Raw genomic sequence first — 16,076 nt, 5'->3', positions numbered from 1 at the left:
TATTTAGAATTAAACTCAAATTGTTTTAATATTCAAGAAAATTTACATCTTGAATATACAATTCTCTTGTATTATAATTGGGGCATATTAAATTAATATATTGCAATGCCTCATCCATTCGATGAGGTAGAGGTCGCGGTGTTAAAAAGTAAAATGGATGAGGCGAAAAGCGTCAGTGATTCTATTTGAAAGGGAATATCGCCGAAGTGTTTATAAGCTTCTTCTTATAAATATTGGGGCTGTTGCCGAAAGGTGCAGAACTGTCACGTCTTAGCAGGCGTGTTGAGCTATCTTTATCAAGGTTGATGGGCATGTTTTGATACCATCGCATATTCCTTGTGATGGTATTTTTTATGACATCAAGTTAACCTTCTTGCAATGAAAAATGGAAAGAGGAGATTCTTAATGAGTAATAAAAATAATGGCCAAGGCGTTGAAACGCAAGGTCTTAATAGAGGATTGAATAGTCGTCATGTGACGATGATTTCACTTGGAGGAACAATTGGTACCGGGTTGTTCTTAGCAAGTGGTGGAGCCATCCATGAGGCTGGTCCAGGCGGAGCACTATTAGCATATTCTCTAATTGGTATTATGGTGTTTTTCTTAATGACAAGTTTAGGTGAGATGGCTGCGTTTATGCCTGTATCTGGTTCATTTAGTACTTACGCATCTAAATTCGTTGACCCAGCATTAGGTTTTGCTCTAGGTTGGAACTATTGGTATAACTGGGCAATTACGATTGCAGCTGAAATCGCAGCTGTATCATTAATCATGAAATTTTGGTTCCCGGATGTATCGTCATTCTACTGGACAGCAGGGTTTTTAGTCATCATCTTCACATTAAATATCTTATCAATTAAAAGCTTTGGTGAAAGCGAATATTGGTTTTCTCTTATAAAAGTCGTAACAATTATTGTCTTTATCATTGTTAGTTTCTTGATGGTATTTGGTTTGATGGGTGGACAAGACCCAGTAGGATTCAAAAACTTCTTCATTGAAGATGGTCCATTCCATGGTGGTTTCTTCGCAATGTTCGGTATTTTCCTAGCTGCAGGTTTCTCGTTCCAAGGTACAGAACTACTAGGGATTACTGCTGGTGAAACAGATGATCCAGGAAAAAATATTCCGAAAGCTGTTCGTCAAGTTTTCTGGCGTATTTTGTTATTTTACATTTTAGCAATTTTAGCGATTGGTTTATTAATCCCATTCACAGATACACGTTTAGCAAGTAGCGATATTACAGTAAGCCCGTTTACATTAGTATTTGAAAATGCAGGAATTGCGTTTGCTGCGTCAGTAATGAATGCGATTATTTTAACAGCGATTTTATCTTCAGGTAACTCTGGATTATATGCATCATCACGTATGCTTTGGGAGCTTGCAAAAGACGGTAAAGCACCTAAAATGTTCACTAAATTAAACAAACGTGGTATTCCGGTGGCTGCATTAGTAGCAACTTGTTTAGTTGCTTGTGTATCATTTATTGCATCATTCTTCGGTGATGGTGTTGTCTACATTTGGTTGTTAAATGCTTCAGGTATGTGTGGATTTATAGCTTGGCTTGGAATTGCAGTAAGTCATTACCGATTCCGTAAAGCTTATATTGTTCAAGGTCGTGATTTAAACGAATTGCCTTATAAAGCAAAATGGTTCCCATTCGGTCCAATCTTTGCCTTCGTACTTTGTGCAATTGTCGTTGTTGGTCAAAACTATACAGCATTCACAGGTGAACATATCGACTGGTATGGTATGCTTGTTTCATACATCGGATTGCCAATTTTCTTAGCGATCTGGTTTGGATACAAAATCGTTCATAAAACAAAAATCGTAAAATTAAAAGACTGTGACTTTGATAGTCACCGTTAACTTAAAAAACTACCTAGCTATTGAGCTAATAGTTTCAGGCTGTAGACAAACTCGAAGAAATTCGGTTTATCTACAGTCTTTTTTATTTTAAAATACCCTCGAAGCGGCTTGGCAACTGCCTCGGAAATCGTTCATCGTAGAAGAAAACAACGGTCATATCAGTAGGATCTAAAATAACCATGTTATCTAAAAATAACAAAAGACATTCAGTGTGTGACCATTCTGAATGCTTTTTGTTAAATTAATTCATATACATTTACATAAAACTATAAATTTAGTTAAGTTATCTGAATGAGTTATTCTAAAATTTTTGGCTCAGAAACATAGAGGGATTCAATATATCCACAATTATTACAGTACTCAGCCGATACAGGTGAAGATTTGCCTTTGGGTTTATTCGCTGAAACCATTTGAAGCATTACAGCGCCACTGTGAAGTAACCCCTTTCTCATAACGTTAGCTTTCATACATTTAGGACATTTAATCATTCCCCATCCACAACTCCTTGAAATTGTATTTTATGTAAAACATTAAGAATAATTATAGCATAAGCTCTACTTTTGTAGAGTAAATGAAAAGAGGTTGTTTAAATAGAAGGAACTAGTTAAATACCACATAGTCCCTTTTGTTTTAGGTCATTAAAAATGTAAAAAAGATTGAATAGTCTATCATTATTAGTAAGGATTGAAATTCAAAATTTCAGTGCTATAATAGGAACATTCTATAACGAAAATCTTAATAGCATTCACTCATATAATAGCGAGAATAAGGCTCGTAAGTTTCTACCGGTTTGCCGTAAACAAACTGACTATGAGAGGCAATGATGTAGAAAAAGTAAATGTCTAATGACATTATTTTTCTATACCCAAGAACATTTAGCTCTAGGGACTTTGCTCCACTCGTAGTATGAATGGATGCATGGTTTCTGGGCTTTTTTATTATATTCTAGTTGATATAAACAAAAATATTAATAATTAATATAGTACAAAATTTAGAGACCTTAAGAAAAGAAGGGAGCGCCTAAACTTGAAGGCACTGCAGGACAAAATCGTACGCGACGGTAAAGTATTATCAGACACAGTATTAAAGGTAGATTCTTTTTTGAATCACCAAATTGATCCGCAACTTATGCAAGAAATTGGTCAAGAGTTTGCGAATCGCTATAAAGATGCAGGTTTAACAAAAATCGTTACAATCGAATCTTCAGGTATTGCACCAGCTACTATGGCCGGCCTTATTTTAGGTATACCCGTAGTATTCGCTCGTAAACGTAAATCTTTAACTTTAGCAGGAAATTTATATTCATCAAAAGTACATTCATTTACAAAAAATGAAACGAATGAAATTTCTGTATCAAGAGATTTCTTGAAATCAGATGATGTTGTATTAATTATAGACGATTTCTTAGCAAATGGAGAAGCTGTGAAGGGCTTACTTGATATTGTTAAACAAGCAGGTGCAACTGCTAGTGGCGTTGGTATTGTCATTGAAAAAGGCTTCCAAGATGGTGGTAAGTTACTTCGTGAAAAAGGCATTCGTATTGATTCTTTAGCAATCATTTCGTCTTTGGAAAACGGTAAAGTTGAATTTGCCGAAGGAGAATCAGGTCGATGAAAAACCTGAAATTAGTGACACTTGGGATTCAGCATTTATTAGCAATGTATGCAGGCGCTATTTTAGTGCCTTTAATCATTGGTAAAGCTTTAGGATTTGATTCAACACAATTAACGTATTTAGTTTCAATTGATATTATGATGTGCGGTATCGCGACACTGTTACAAGTTGTACGCGGTAAAGTATTTGGTATAGGTTTACCAATCGTTTTAGGTTGTACCTTTACAGCTGTAGCACCAATTATCGCAATTGGTAAAGAATTCGGCTTATCCGCAATCTATGGCTCTGTTATTGCTTCAGGTATTATTGTAGTATTGATTGCAAGCTTCTTTGGTAAGTTAGTACGTTTTTTCCCACCAGTTGTCACTGGTTCAGTTGTAACAATTATAGGAATCACATTAATACCAGTTGCTATTAACAATATGGGTGGTGGTGTAGGAGCTAAGGACTTCGGTTCTGCTACTAACATCGCTTTAGCATTTGGTACATTGATTACTATTGTTTTAATTTACCGATTCACAAAAGGATTTGCTCGTGCAATTTCTATTTTAATAGGTTTAGTATTCGGAACAATTGCTGCAATATTCATGGGTAAAGTTGACTTTACTCCCGTAATTGAAGCTGACTTTTTGCAAATGGTTCAGCCATTCTATTTTGGTACACCGACATTCCATTGGGAACCAATCGTTACGATGACACTTGTTGCATTAGTTTCTTTAGTAGAGTCAACAGGTTCTTACTTTGCACTTAGTGATATTTGTAAGCAACCTGTGACAGAAAAAGATTTAGCACGTGGTTATCGTTCAGAAGGTTTAGCTTCTATTATCGGTGGTCTTTTCAACTCATTCCCATATACAGCATTCTCTCAAAATGTAGGGTTACTACAAATGACAGGTGTACGTACACGTAATGTTATTTTCATCACAGGTGGTTTCCTAGTAACTTTAGGATTCTTACCTAAAGTAGCAGCATTAACGACTATCATTCCCACTCCAGTACTAGGTGGTGCTATGATTGCAATGTTCGGGATGGTTATCGCTCAAGGTATTAAAATGCTAAGTACAACGATCAATCAATCAGAAGGTAATTCAATGATTATCGCTTGTGCAATAGGCATGGGTCTTGGCGTCACAGTTGTTCCTGATATCTTCAATATCTTACCCTCTAGCCTTAAAATTCTAACAAGTAACGGTATCGTTGCAGGAAGTATAACTGCTATTGTATTAAATATAATATTTAATATGATTCCATGGAGAAAAGAAGGAACAAATGAAGAATTAGAAGATCAGAAAGCTTAATATTTTTTTAAGGTACATCACTTATTTATAGTGGTGTATCTTTTTTTATTGCTTCTGATTATAATAGGATTATCGAGTTTGGTAATATATTGAAATTTTAGAGTTCTGGAATATTTACAGAAAGTAGGATGATCCATATGGAAAATAAAACTGTAATAGAATTATGGGGGAATTATAAGAAATTAAATCCAGATGCACCGAATAATTATGACGTTTGGGCATTTGGTGATTCAAATGAAATGGCAGATGAACTTGTAGAACTGGTAATGGCAGGAACTAAGACCGCAACAGCATCTTGTTATCTTTTATATGAAATGGAGAATGAGCCATTACCATTGGTTGGGCTTTATAATGTTATTCTAGATGGAAAAGACGAAGCTGTAGCTATCATTAAAACGGTTTCCGTAGAAGTTTGTCCTTTTGACGAGGTTACCGAAGAACAGGCGTATTTAGAAGGAGAAGGGGATCGTACGTTAAAGTATTGGCGTAACGTTCATGAAGCTTTCTTTAGAAGAGAATTAGAAGATAAAAAGCGAGAGTTCCATGATAAATTACTAGTTGTATGTGAAAGATTTGAATTAGTTTATAAGAAAGCAAGTGCTTGATAAAGAAAATGTAGGAATAGTGCGGAAGAGGGTAGATAAAGCAGATGATAACTGCTTTATCTATCCTGTTCTTTTACCAATATGATGCGTAACAGAAAGCACTAATCCCAATCTTTCATCTGTTCTTCCTCTGCAACAACCTGTAAATCATAGGCGTTAATGTTGAGGATCGTGTAATCATGCTTGTCGGCATACAGTTCGGCAAGCTTTTTTATATATTTAGGAGAACCATCGTTTTCTTCATCATAGATAATGAGAATACCGTCTGAATTTTTTATAAGGAATTTATTTTTTTCGATAAATTGCCAAGGGGCTTCATAAGGGCGCTTCGTTAAACTTGTCACAAAGTCTGCTTTTGTCGCAATCATATCATATTTCTCTTGTTTTTGTTCATTCCAATTCTTTTGCTGATCAAGAAATGGCGTGATAATCGCATATTTTAGCTCTGAATATTCAATTTGCAGTTCTTGTACAACTTCTGCTGCCCAAGTTTCTACCCCGAGTTGACCACTTAAAATAACCCATTCCAATCCGTCGTTGATTAAGGTTAGCAATTGATTATGTAATGCCTTCTTTATAATCGATATACCGGGGTGCTTATCATTAAAAATACCAAGCTCATGGGCTTTATAGCCAGTGATGACTAATCGTTTTAGCATGAGGCACCTCCTTTGTAGATAATAAATTATATATAATATTCTACACGTATAAAGAAGGAATAGAAAAGAATCTACAACTTCTAAAGTAGAGCAATTCAATTTTGGATAATTAACGGAGGGCAGTATCTGAAGGTGAAATATAAAATTACCGTATATAGATAAAAAGAACCTATTTGAAAGTATATTTCCAAATAGATTCTGTAATTAATATGGAAGCCCTTATACGATTCTTTTTCGGATTGAACTTGAAATCAGATCAATAATTGTGACCATCACAATAATTCCTAACAAAATAATGCCCACTCGACTCCAGTTACGAGATTGAATGGCGAATATTAAAGGTGTTCCAATACCACCTGCACCAATAATACCCAACACACTGGCAGAGCGAAGGTTAATTTCGAATCGATACAATGTATAAGATATAAAACCCGGGATCACTTGTGGTAAAACCGCAAACCACAACATTTGGATTGGATTTGCTCCAGTTGCTTTTAAAGCTTCGGTTGGTCCAAGGTCAATATTTTCAACTTCTTCAGCAAATAATTTCCCAAGCATCCCTATAGAGTGAAGACCTAAAGCAAGTACACCTGCAAATGACCCTGGACCGACTACTTTAATGAAAATTAGTGCCATAACTAGTTCAGGAAACGTTCGGATAAAGCTAAGCATGAATTTGCCTGATTGGGTCAGTAGTTTGCCCTTTGACATATTGTTAGCTGCCCAAAATGCAAACGGAACACATAAGAAAGCAGAGACGAAAGTTCCTAAAATCGCTATCGCTAATGTATCAAGTAACCCGCGAAGTAAATCCTCACCCTCTGGTAAGTAAACATAATCCCAATCTGGTGCGAAAAGACCATTAATAATCGCCTTTGTAATCTGACCAGCTGTTTCTTTAAATCCTTCTAAGGGAACGCCAGACAGTGCCCAAACGTATACCAATAACAACGCAATATAGATTGACCAGAGTTTCCATCTCGAACGTTTTGGTTTTAAAGGATAAGCTGTATTGTTCATAATAATTTCTCCCGTAGCTTCATACTTACGTAATCGATTGCTAAAACAACAAGAAGTGTGCAAAGGATTATAGTACTTACTTTATCGTATTCTAAAAACCCAAGAGTTTTATCATAATATTCTCCTATACCGCCTGCACCTACTAGTCCTAAAATGGCTGCTGCTCTTACATTAATCTCAAGAGCATAAAGCACAAAGGAAATGTAGTAAGGTGTTACTTGCGGTACTACTGAATAGGCAATCCACTGTATCTTATTTGCCCCAACAGCTGTCATTGCTTCTAATGGACCAGGATCAATTCCTTCTGTAGCTTCATATGTAAGTTTTGCAATAATACCCATTGAGAAAATTCCTAAAGCAAAAATACCAGGTAATGGACCTAACCCTAGAATCGCTACAAAAATCGCAGCTAGTAAAAGCTCTGGAATGGTACGGATAAGATTCAATATGAAACGTATAGGATAATAGAGACCTTTATTTGTAAAGACATTACTTGCTGAAAGCAAAGCAAATGGAATGGCAAGTATTGCTCCAATTGTAGTCCCTAATAATGCCATTCGAATGGTATCTAGCATAGGCGGGATTACGTTATCGAAATAGGCCCAATTCGGTGGAATCATTTGTACTAATAAATCGAACATATTCGAGAAACCATGAATGAAATCGAAAAGAGACGATTCCGTCTGCCATATACTCCATGCAAATAACAGTATTAAAAATAGAATTGTCCATACGTGTTTTTTCTTACGCATACTCATACTTGAAAGCTCAATGTGAGATGGGTAAGTTAACGGTTTCCTCATTATTTTTCACCTCAAACGGTTGGCCATAAATTTCTTTAAAGCGTTCATCTGTTGCCTGTTCTACAGCACCATCAAATACCACACGTCCATCTTGTAAGCCTACAATTCGTGTAGCATATTGTCTGGCTAATTCAATTGAATGTAAATTCACTACCAAAGTAATGCCAAGCTCTACATTAATAGTTTTTAAATCTTCTAAAACTTGTACTGTTGTTAACGGATCTAATGAAGCAACGGGCTCATCCGCTAATATAATTTTTGCTTCTTGTGCTAGTGCACGTGCAATAGAGACACGCTGCTGCTGACCACCTGATAATTGGTCGGATCTTGTATAAGCCTTATCGATAATATTGACACGTTCAAGTGCACGCATCGCTAACTCTTTATCTTCTGGTGGGAATAGACCTAATAGGGTACGCATTGTGGAATGATATCCTACACGCCCTGCAAGTACATTTCGGATTACAGTAGATCGTTTTACTAAATTGAAGCTTTGAAAGATCATTCCTATGTCCCGACGAATCTTAAGAAGTTGTTTTCCTTTTGCTTGTGTTATGGAAGTATTGTCTATGATAATCTCACCTGAAGTGATCTCGTGCAGGCGATTGATTGAACGAAGAAAAGTAGATTTTCCAGCGCCAGATAAACCAACGATTACGACAAATTCACCTTTCTCAATCTTTAAATTAATATTATCAAGTCCGACAACGCCATTTGGGTAAATTTTAGATACTTGTTTAAATTCAATCACGTAATTTCCACAACCTCCCTTATGAAACTTCAATCTAATGATGAATAAGGGGATGTATCAAGTGGAATATATCCCGTAATACAGCCCCTACAAAAATTATTCTGTTTTCACTTTTTCTGCATATTCACGAACGATATCAAACTTACTATCATCGGATTTGACATAACCTTCATGTGTATAAATTTCCTTAATAATTTCATGACCCTTTGGATCTTTACCGATATTGATAAATGCTTCAGTAATTTTATCTTCCCATTTTTTATTCATATCTGAACGAACTGCAATCGTATCATTAGGAATCATCTCAGTAAATTCGATTACTTTCGTATCATCAAAAACAGTTGGATAATCTTTCATTACAGTATTACGTGCATCTTGAAATACAACGGCAGCATCCACATCTCCATTAAGAACAGAAATAATGCCTTGGTCATGGCCTTTGACTGTAACGCCAGTAACATCTTTTAATGGATCAATCCCATTAGCTATTAATGTTGCAGCAGGCCATACATAACCAGCAGAAGAAGTAACGTCTTGGAAAGCAATTTTTTTGCCTTTCAAATCTTTAACACTATTAATTTTAGAATCCGCTTTTACGACAAAAAGAGATTTGTAACCATCAACTAATTTATCTGTTGGTTGCCCTGTTTCATCGTTAACTCCGTAACGTTGAGATTGTAAAATGACTTTTGCCGCCCCTTTTTCTTTTGCTAACACATAAGCACTAGGAGGCAAAAAACCTACGTCAACCTTTTTAGAATCCATTGCTTCAATAATTGTGTTGTAGTTTGTTGATACACTTACTTTGACCGGGATACCAAGCTCATCGCTAAGCAGCTTTTCTAATGGTTTTGCCTTTGCTTCAAGTGTATCTGCTGTTTGAGAAGGTACAAATTGAACTGATAATTCTTTTGGTACATAGCCTTCTTCTTTACTACTATTCTTATCTTCATCACTACACCCAACTAAAAGTCCTGTAGTCAACGCCAACATGGCAGTAAATATACCTAGTCTTTTAAACATAAACTGAAAACCTCCTAATGTAAGTTTATTGAAAATGATCACATCCGAAATATAACATTCTATTGTTAACCATATGTCAACTCTGTGTAAATATTACCAATTATAGTCATAGGGTTTTGAAGTTTTTGCTAATATATTAATAGAAGTAAAGTCAGTAAATAGATTTTCTTAAAAGGAGGTTCCTTATGAAAAAAACAAAAATTCACCTGCTAGCAACAAGTGATATACATGGTTATGTTTATCCAACACTTTATCGTGATAAAAAAGAAGAACCAATTGGGTTAGCAAAAGTGGCTACCATTATTAAACAAAAAAGAAGAGATGGGAAAGTTATTTTGATTGATAATGGAGATTTAATACAAGGTAGCCCACTAACATATTTTCACTCTAAATTTCATTCGGAAGTGGATAATCCAATCATTCAAGTAGCAAATTACTTACAGTATGATGCTGCTATTTTAGGTAATCATGAATTTAACTTTGGATTAAAAACACTATCAAATGTAATAGAGCAGTCTCAATTTCCATGGTTAGGTGCCAATGTTGTTCGTAAAGGTAGCGACAATCCATATTTCTTGAAACCATATATTATAAAAGAAATAGAAGGCATTCGCCTTGCGATTCTCGGAGTTACGACACATTTCGTACCACTATGGGAAGAAGCGGATCATATCGAAGGTTTACGATTTGAAGATGCTTTACAATCAACCGAATATTGGTGCAATCACATACATCAAGAAGAAAAAGTAGATGTATTAATTGTTTCTTATCATGGTGGATTTGAGAGAGATTTAAAGACGGGAGAATATACTGAGCAAGATACAGGGGAGAATCAGGGTTACGCTATATGTGAAAAGATTACTAACATTGATATTCTCATTACAGGTCATCAACATCGTTTGTTAGCTGATAAATTAAATGGAGTTTCTATAGTACAACCAGGCACACAAGGAGAGGCAATTGCTGAAATCATTCTTTCTATTACTCGTAATTCTGATGAGAAGGTAGTAAGTGTTGAGTATGAAGCGGGGCTCATTACAATTGATGAAAGTGTCCCAACGGATGTGAATGTACTTGAAGCTATTGAGACAATTCAAGATGAAACGGAGAAATGGCTAGACCAAAGAATTGGTGCAATCAAAGGGAATATGCAAATTACAGATGCGTTTCAAATACGTTTGGCAGATCATCCATATGTAGAATTTATAAATAAACTTCAAATGAAAGTTTCAGGAGCCATTATTTCAAATACAGCATTATTTAATAATGAAGCACGCGGATTTAGCAATTCCGTCACAATGCGTGATATTGTTACAAATTATATTTATCCAAATACATTAAAAGTACTTCAATTGACGGGGCAAGATATAAAAGATGCACTAGAACAATGCGCCACTTATTTTAGTGAAAAGAATGGAGAGATTATTGTAAATCCATTATTTGTTGAACCAAAAACCCAACATTATAACTACGATATGTGGGAAGGTATTGAATATGAATTGAAAATCTCCAATCCTGTAGGGGAACGTGTTACAAAACTATTATTCGAAGGCTTACCAATAGATAAGGAAAGGCAATTTAAAGTCGTGATGAATAGCTATCGCGCAAGCGGAGCAGGTAATTTTGATATGTTCAAAGGAAAGCCTATTGTAAAAGAAATTCAGACAGACATGACAGAACTCATTGCAAACGAATTACTAGAGATGAAAGAAATTACAGCGACATGTAATAGTAATTGGCGGGTCGTGTTATAGCGCTTATTAATCATTCAGTATATAAATTAACGAAATGCATGTTAGATAGACACATGCGTTTCAGATTGAAGACAAAAGGCAGTTGGATTGAGCCCATCCAATTGCCTTTAAAATTTTTCTCATAAATCTCTATTATTATTGAGGAAAGCGAGCAGAAAGCTTCGGAAAAAGGATTTGTTATATTAGGATTCCCATCTAATCAGTTTTATCAAGATGTAGCTGTGAACTGTTGTCTTACATATGGGGGCACATTTCCAATGCATGAAGTTGTTAATCTAAATGGAAAGGATGCACATCCAGTATTTCAATTTTTAGTGGATTCAGAAGGAGAAATTGTACAACGTTTTGGACTAAAGGGTAAACAAATATAGTTTTGAAGAGGAAATTCTAAAACTTTTATAGAATTAAAGATATACATAAGTACAATATTTAAAATGTATCTCATTAAATAATCTTGGCTAGACCACAGCACCTGCATATTGGAATGTGAAAAACAAATCTTTTCAAGCAACTTAGATGTGCTTTTTCCATGCTTAAAAAAGCAAGAAAGAAAGACATTAGGTAATATTGATAGGAACAACAAAATAAGAGGGGTTAAGAATATGAATAAATTGGAAAATCAAGTAACGGACGAACTTGTAGTAAAAGCCATTGAAAATAATTTAGCTATTATACGATTTGATTTGAATAGAAAAGTGGCATACGTAAATAATCTTTTTGCTCAAACTTTAGGTTATAGTGTGGGAGAAATGTATGGGAAGAATCATAAAGAATTTTGCTTTCCAGCCTTCATAAATAGTTCATCTTATGAAAGATTTTGGAGAAATTTACTCTCAGGCAAGAGCTTTCAAGATAAAATTGAGCGGATGGATGCAATGGGAAATCGAGTATGGCTGGAAGCGACCTACATGCCCATTTTTGCTGAAGATAGCAGTAAAGTAGTTGGCGTATCGAAAATAGCTACTAATATAACAGAGCGTCAGAATATGATTGTGGAAGTAGCTGACGATTTAAAGGGTATGTCCAAACAGTTACATAATCGTTCAGAAGCCGGAATAATGAGAAGTCAGGAATTGCGAGAGACGATTAATCGAATCGCAAGAGAATCAGAGGAAAATACGGTTAATTTAGTGAATTTACAAAGCCAAGCCGATTCTATTAAAGGTATTGTGAAAACCATTCGGGAGATTGCTTCCCAAACAAATCTATTAGCATTAAATGCAGCAATTGAAGCTGCCAGGGCAGGAGAACATGGGCGCGGCTTTGATGTTGTTGCAAAGGAAGTGAGAAAACTGTCTGTGAGGGTAGAGCAATCAATTTCCGAAGTGAGGGACAATATTGAAGGGATTACTCTGGAAATTGAAAAAGTTACAGGAAGTATAAACCGTGTATCTCAAAGTGTGGAAGAAACGAATGAGCAAATCAATGTAGCAATACAAGACTTTGTAGAAATATCATCTTCAGCAGAAGCATTGGATGAAAAGGCGCAGAATTTCACAGAAATTATTTGATGGCATTATAAATAAAAAAACTGAAACCCAAAAAGTGTACAAGAAATATAAAGTAACATTTTTGGGTTTTTTGTTATGTAGATTGCATGTGCCGTGAAAAAGATTATAGATAAATATAAAAGTTTGGATTGCATGTGATAGATTACATTATTCTCATTCATAGTTTTACCTATATTTAAGGTCGTTATAGCAATAAATGATATCAATTGACTTTTATTTGGAGATGGCAGTAGGATGGGATTGTAATAGGAAAGCTAGTGCATCAACAAATAATTTAATGTAAGAATCCTTAAGGAGGAGTTAAAATGAATTACAAAAATATTACTGTTGCCGGTAGTGGCGTTCTAGGAAGTCAAATTGCTTATCAAACTGCTTTTAAAGGATTTAATGTTATTGTATATGATATTAATGAAGCGGCATTAAAAAATGCACAAGATCGTATTACAAAATTAAAACCAATTTACATACAAGATTTAGGTGTTACACAAGAAGAAGTAGATGCTGCATATGCTCGTCTAACATTTAAAACTGACTTAGCGGAAGCTGTTTCGAATGCAGACCTTGTAATTGAAGCGATTCCTGAAGTATTAAAAATCAAAACTGAATTTTACACTAACCTTGGTAAAGTTGCTCCAGAGAAAACAATTTTCGTAACAAATTCTTCTACATTATTACCGAGCCAATTTGCTGAAGCTACTGGTCGCTCTGAAAAGTTCTTAGCGTTACATTTTGCTAATTCAATTTGGAAAAACAACACAGCTGAAATTATGAAACACCCAGGTACAGATATGAATGTATTCGATGAGATCGTTGAATTTGCAAGAGCAATAGGCATGGTGCCTTTAACATTGTATAAAGAACAACCAGGCTACATTTTGAACTCATTACTTGTACCTTTATTAGATGCAGCTGAAATGCTACTAGTCAAAGAGGTTTCCGATCCAGAAACAATCGATAAAACATGGATGATTGGTACAGGTGCTCCACTTGGACCATTCGCTATTTTAGATATTGTAGGTATTAACACGGCTTATAACATTGTAGAAGCAAAAGCTGCTACAGGTGATGAAAACTTAAAAAAATTGGCTGAGCTCTTGAAAACTGAGTATATTGACAAAGGAAAATTAGGACAAGCGACTGGTGAGGGTTTTTACAAATACCCTAATCCAAATTTTGCGAAACCTGATTTTCTTAAGGGCTAATATTTAACGGGAAAATAAAAAGCTATGCATTCAGTATTTTTTACTGAGAGCATAGCTTTTTTGATTGGTAGAATCAAGGTTACCCAAACAAGCCTGAAAGTTCCATCATTCAGGTTGCTCGAACAATTGGAATGTATTAAGTCCAATAATAGTTCCTCTTTGCACTAAATTAAAAATATAGAAAAATATATATATAGAAGACCGTTGATTTCCGCTACGGTGGACGCTTTCCGCGGGCGGGCGCCAAGCCGCTTCGTCGCTACGCTTCTGCAGGGTCTTGGACTGTCCCGCTTTTCCCGCAGGAGTCGCCACCTTCGCTCCAATCAACTACACATGCTATATAAATAAATCTTTTGAAGAGATGAAAAATAATGGCGAAGTTCAAAATGGTATAAAAGAGGATCTTAAGTAACCAAAATATATAAAAATAACAACAGACTTTAAAGGGATGAGCATTCTGAATGCTTTCGTCGACAAATAGAAAAAAACACTGACAATTTTGTCAGTGCTTTTACTATATGTTGTGTTATTAAAGTTAAAAACATAAGCCGCGTATGCCGTAATTTTTTAATATTGAAAGTTTTAAACCACTAAACATAGCTTGGAAAATTAGTTATTAAGTAATGATTTCACTTTGAATTTTATTATATATAGGTGTGTATAAATCGACATCTGCTTCAGTAGATAGCGAAACTATTAAACTATACCGCATACGGTTTTCAACTTTTCCTAACCATTTTCTTTCCCGCCACCAACCAACAGCAGGGAATATACCGATTAGATTACTAGTAGCTAATTCAGCTGCAGTTCCTTCCCAAGTATCGAAATGAATTGAACCAACATTTCTTTGTTGACCTAATAACCATTTGACATTACTACCTGTTGCAGTTTCTCCCTCATCTTCAGAGGTTACAGCTTTGTTAATACTTCGTAAGAATTCATTTTCGGTTTTTGAACCGTTTAATTCAAATCGGAGAAGACTTGATGGATATCTATATTGATTTTTCCATCCTTTTTCACCGGGACCTGGCTCGATAAAATAAGATAACGTCACCTTAAGCTTAACATTAGTTTCACCTAAATCCAATAATTGCTGCTGTGGTCAAGGGAGCTTATGATTATGCATTTCATTTGTTGTAGGTTTTCCTCTAACATTTTTATAAGGTTGTAATTCAGATTCAATTACCAAATTCACACTATTATCAACTGAATTTAAAGCACGGTTTAGATTCGGTACCCCATAACCACAGCTTCTTAAGAGGTTTCTATAGTCTGTTTTACTACCTGTGGTTAAAAATTGTCTCTTCATCGTAGCAGTCCACTCGGCAGAATGCAACATGAGAGCTCGTACAGTTTCAGGCCATAACTGTGGATATTTATTGTAGATTTTAGCAGCCATCCATGAGGCGTGTGCCGTAACTTCACTTGTTGCATTTATATAGTGTAATTGCCGCGTGAAAATATCATGGTAAGTTGTTAATGTTAACAAACTTGCCGAATGTTTATTACAATCTATATATAAAGATTGTGAAGAAATGTACTTAAACTAACGGGGCAGCGCGACAAGTTTTGTTATAAGCACTAATGTGTGAAAAAACAAAGGATTCCTTGGGGAATCCTAACTTTATAACTGAGGATAGAAATGATAAAACCATGTATTTTGAAACTATCCCATTAAGATTCCTGCATGCGTCATAAGGGACAGATTATGGGGTCTGAAGCTCAGGTGAAGTCGGCAGAACAAAGGCTGAAGCCACTCCTCACGGAAAAGGTATGCCAATGGATATGCCGGATGGCTGAAAAACTAAATATGGTGAGAATTTTCTTGTGGAAAAGAACAGACGAACTTCCGGATGTACGGGTCTAAAGTTAGAGCATAAGGAAACTTGTGTACCATCCAACGATGGAGTGAGTGACGTGGAGTAAAAATTGCTTCTATGAAACACGTTATACCGAACAATGGCGGTATC

The 16,076-nt window shown here is 35.5% G+C and carries 15 protein-coding genes and 2 riboswitches; of the genes, 8 read left to right on the top strand and 7 right to left on the bottom strand.

Annotated elements, in window-relative coordinates; all coding sequences use genetic code 11:
• The first annotated feature begins 119 nt into the window (after window positions 1-119).
• Window positions 120-298, top strand: a riboswitch (Lysine riboswitch).
• A gap of 107 nt (window positions 299-405) precedes the next feature.
• The 4 genes from ACZLO7_RS21200 to ACZLO7_RS21185 all read left to right on the top strand — a co-directional run bounded on the left by ACZLO7_RS21200 (window position 406) and on the right by ACZLO7_RS21185 (window position 5,383).
• On the top strand, window positions 406-1,866 hold the full coding sequence (locus tag ACZLO7_RS21200; protein WP_464941283.1) for an amino acid permease: 1,461 nt from the start codon (window positions 406-408) through the stop codon (window positions 1,864-1,866).
• Window positions 1,867-2,595: 729 nt separating this feature from the next.
• A riboswitch (purine riboswitch) is annotated at window positions 2,596-2,697 on the top strand.
• Between the two features lie 195 nt (window positions 2,698-2,892).
• A complete protein-coding gene (locus ACZLO7_RS21195; RefSeq protein WP_464941285.1) occupies window positions 2,893-3,480 on the top strand; it encodes a xanthine phosphoribosyltransferase in 588 nt (195 codons plus the stop codon).
• On the top strand, window positions 3,477-4,778 hold the full coding sequence (locus ACZLO7_RS21190; protein WP_464941286.1) for a nucleobase:cation symporter-2 family protein: 1,302 nt from the start codon (window positions 3,477-3,479) through the stop codon (window positions 4,776-4,778). The genes ACZLO7_RS21195 and ACZLO7_RS21190 overlap by 4 nt, the downstream gene beginning before the upstream one ends.
• A gap of 137 nt (window positions 4,779-4,915) precedes the next feature.
• On the top strand, window positions 4,916-5,383 hold the full coding sequence (locus tag ACZLO7_RS21185; RefSeq protein WP_464941287.1) for an ASCH domain-containing protein: 468 nt from the start codon (window positions 4,916-4,918) through the stop codon (window positions 5,381-5,383).
• Between the two features lie 101 nt (window positions 5,384-5,484).
• Here ACZLO7_RS21185 and ACZLO7_RS21180 read toward each other — a convergent pair whose 3' ends face one another.
• The 5 genes from ACZLO7_RS21180 to ACZLO7_RS21160 form a co-directional block, all read right to left on the bottom strand.
• On the bottom strand, window positions 5,485-6,042 hold the full coding sequence (locus tag ACZLO7_RS21180) for an SLOG family protein (RefSeq protein ID WP_464941288.1): 558 nt from the start codon (window positions 6,040-6,042) through the stop codon (window positions 5,485-5,487).
• Window positions 6,043-6,261: 219 nt separating this feature from the next.
• Window positions 6,262-7,062, bottom strand: a complete 801-nt coding sequence (gene phnE / locus ACZLO7_RS21175) for a phosphonate ABC transporter, permease protein PhnE (RefSeq protein ID WP_464941289.1) — start codon at window positions 7,060-7,062, stop codon at window positions 6,262-6,264.
• Entirely contained in the window at window positions 7,059-7,865 is an 807-nt protein-coding gene (gene phnE / locus ACZLO7_RS21170; RefSeq protein ID WP_464941290.1) for a phosphonate ABC transporter, permease protein PhnE, read from the bottom strand. Before phnE (ACZLO7_RS21170) ends, phnE (ACZLO7_RS21175) begins: the two co-directional genes overlap by 4 nt.
• Window positions 7,831-8,616 carry a phosphonate ABC transporter ATP-binding protein gene (gene phnC, locus ACZLO7_RS21165; RefSeq protein WP_464941291.1) on the bottom strand — a complete coding sequence of 262 codons (786 nt, stop codon included), beginning with the start codon at window positions 8,614-8,616 and terminating at the stop codon, window positions 7,831-7,833. The genes phnE (ACZLO7_RS21170) and phnC overlap by 35 nt, the downstream gene beginning before the upstream one ends.
• A 96-nt stretch (window positions 8,617-8,712) precedes the next feature.
• Complete coding sequence (locus ACZLO7_RS21160; protein ID WP_464941292.1) at window positions 8,713-9,639, bottom strand: phosphate/phosphite/phosphonate ABC transporter substrate-binding protein; 927 nt, start codon at window positions 9,637-9,639, stop codon at window positions 8,713-8,715.
• Window positions 9,640-9,824: 185 nt separating this feature from the next.
• Between ACZLO7_RS21160 and ACZLO7_RS21155 the strand changes: the two genes are divergently transcribed.
• From ACZLO7_RS21155 to ACZLO7_RS21140, 4 genes are all read left to right on the top strand, one after another.
• Window positions 9,825-11,393: a bifunctional metallophosphatase/5'-nucleotidase gene (locus ACZLO7_RS21155; RefSeq protein ID WP_464941293.1), complete on the top strand. Its 1,569-nt coding sequence runs from the start codon at window positions 9,825-9,827 to the stop codon at window positions 11,391-11,393.
• 125 nt (window positions 11,394-11,518) lie between these two features.
• The gene (locus ACZLO7_RS21150; protein ID WP_511261426.1) at window positions 11,519-11,764 is read left to right on the top strand and encodes a hypothetical protein; all 246 of its coding nucleotides are present in this window, start codon (window positions 11,519-11,521) and stop codon (window positions 11,762-11,764) included.
• 231 nt (window positions 11,765-11,995) lie between these two features.
• Entirely contained in the window at window positions 11,996-12,904 is a 909-nt protein-coding gene (locus ACZLO7_RS21145; RefSeq protein WP_464941294.1) for a methyl-accepting chemotaxis protein, read from the top strand.
• Between the two features lie 305 nt (window positions 12,905-13,209).
• Window positions 13,210-14,106, top strand: a complete 897-nt coding sequence (locus ACZLO7_RS21140) for a 3-hydroxyacyl-CoA dehydrogenase (protein ID WP_464941295.1) — start codon at window positions 13,210-13,212, stop codon at window positions 14,104-14,106.
• Window positions 14,107-14,722: 616 nt separating this feature from the next.
• Here the strand turns inward: ACZLO7_RS21140 and ACZLO7_RS21135 are convergent.
• Complete coding sequence (locus ACZLO7_RS21135) at window positions 14,723-15,193, bottom strand: hypothetical protein (RefSeq protein WP_464941296.1); 471 nt, start codon at window positions 15,191-15,193, stop codon at window positions 14,723-14,725.
• A 15-nt stretch (window positions 15,194-15,208) separates the two neighbouring features.
• Window positions 15,209-15,595 carry a S8 family serine peptidase gene (locus tag ACZLO7_RS21130; RefSeq protein ID WP_464941297.1) on the bottom strand — a complete coding sequence of 129 codons (387 nt, stop codon included), beginning with the start codon at window positions 15,593-15,595 and terminating at the stop codon, window positions 15,209-15,211.
• Window positions 15,596-16,076 lie beyond the last annotated feature (481 nt).

This window comes from Viridibacillus sp. d25.2 (assembly GCF_055456015.2).
Note: the sequence above shows the minus strand (reverse complement) of the source record. Positions and strands in the feature narration are given on the sequence as shown.

Coding starts and splice junctions, on each gene's coding strand:
- ACZLO7_RS21200 (WP_464941283.1), top strand. CDS start 406: ATGAGTAATAAAAATAATGGCCAAGGCGTTGAAACGCAAGGTCTTAAT.
- ACZLO7_RS21190 (WP_464941286.1), top strand. CDS start 3,477: ATGAAAAACCTGAAATTAGTGACACTTGGGATTCAGCATTTATTAGCA.
- ACZLO7_RS21185 (WP_464941287.1), top strand. CDS start 4,916: ATGGAAAATAAAACTGTAATAGAATTATGGGGGAATTATAAGAAATTA.
- ACZLO7_RS21180 (WP_464941288.1), bottom strand. CDS start 6,042: ATGCTAAAACGATTAGTCATCACTGGCTATAAAGCCCATGAGCTTGGT.
- phnE (WP_464941289.1), bottom strand. CDS start 7,062: ATGAACAATACAGCTTATCCTTTAAAACCAAAACGTTCGAGATGGAAA.
- phnE (WP_464941290.1), bottom strand. CDS start 7,865: ATGAGGAAACCGTTAACTTACCCATCTCACATTGAGCTTTCAAGTATG.
- ACZLO7_RS21160 (WP_464941292.1), bottom strand. CDS start 9,639: ATGTTTAAAAGACTAGGTATATTTACTGCCATGTTGGCGTTGACTACA.
- ACZLO7_RS21155 (WP_464941293.1), top strand. CDS start 9,825: ATGAAAAAAACAAAAATTCACCTGCTAGCAACAAGTGATATACATGGT.
- ACZLO7_RS21145 (WP_464941294.1), top strand. CDS start 11,996: ATGAATAAATTGGAAAATCAAGTAACGGACGAACTTGTAGTAAAAGCC.
- ACZLO7_RS21140 (WP_464941295.1), top strand. CDS start 13,210: ATGAATTACAAAAATATTACTGTTGCCGGTAGTGGCGTTCTAGGAAGT.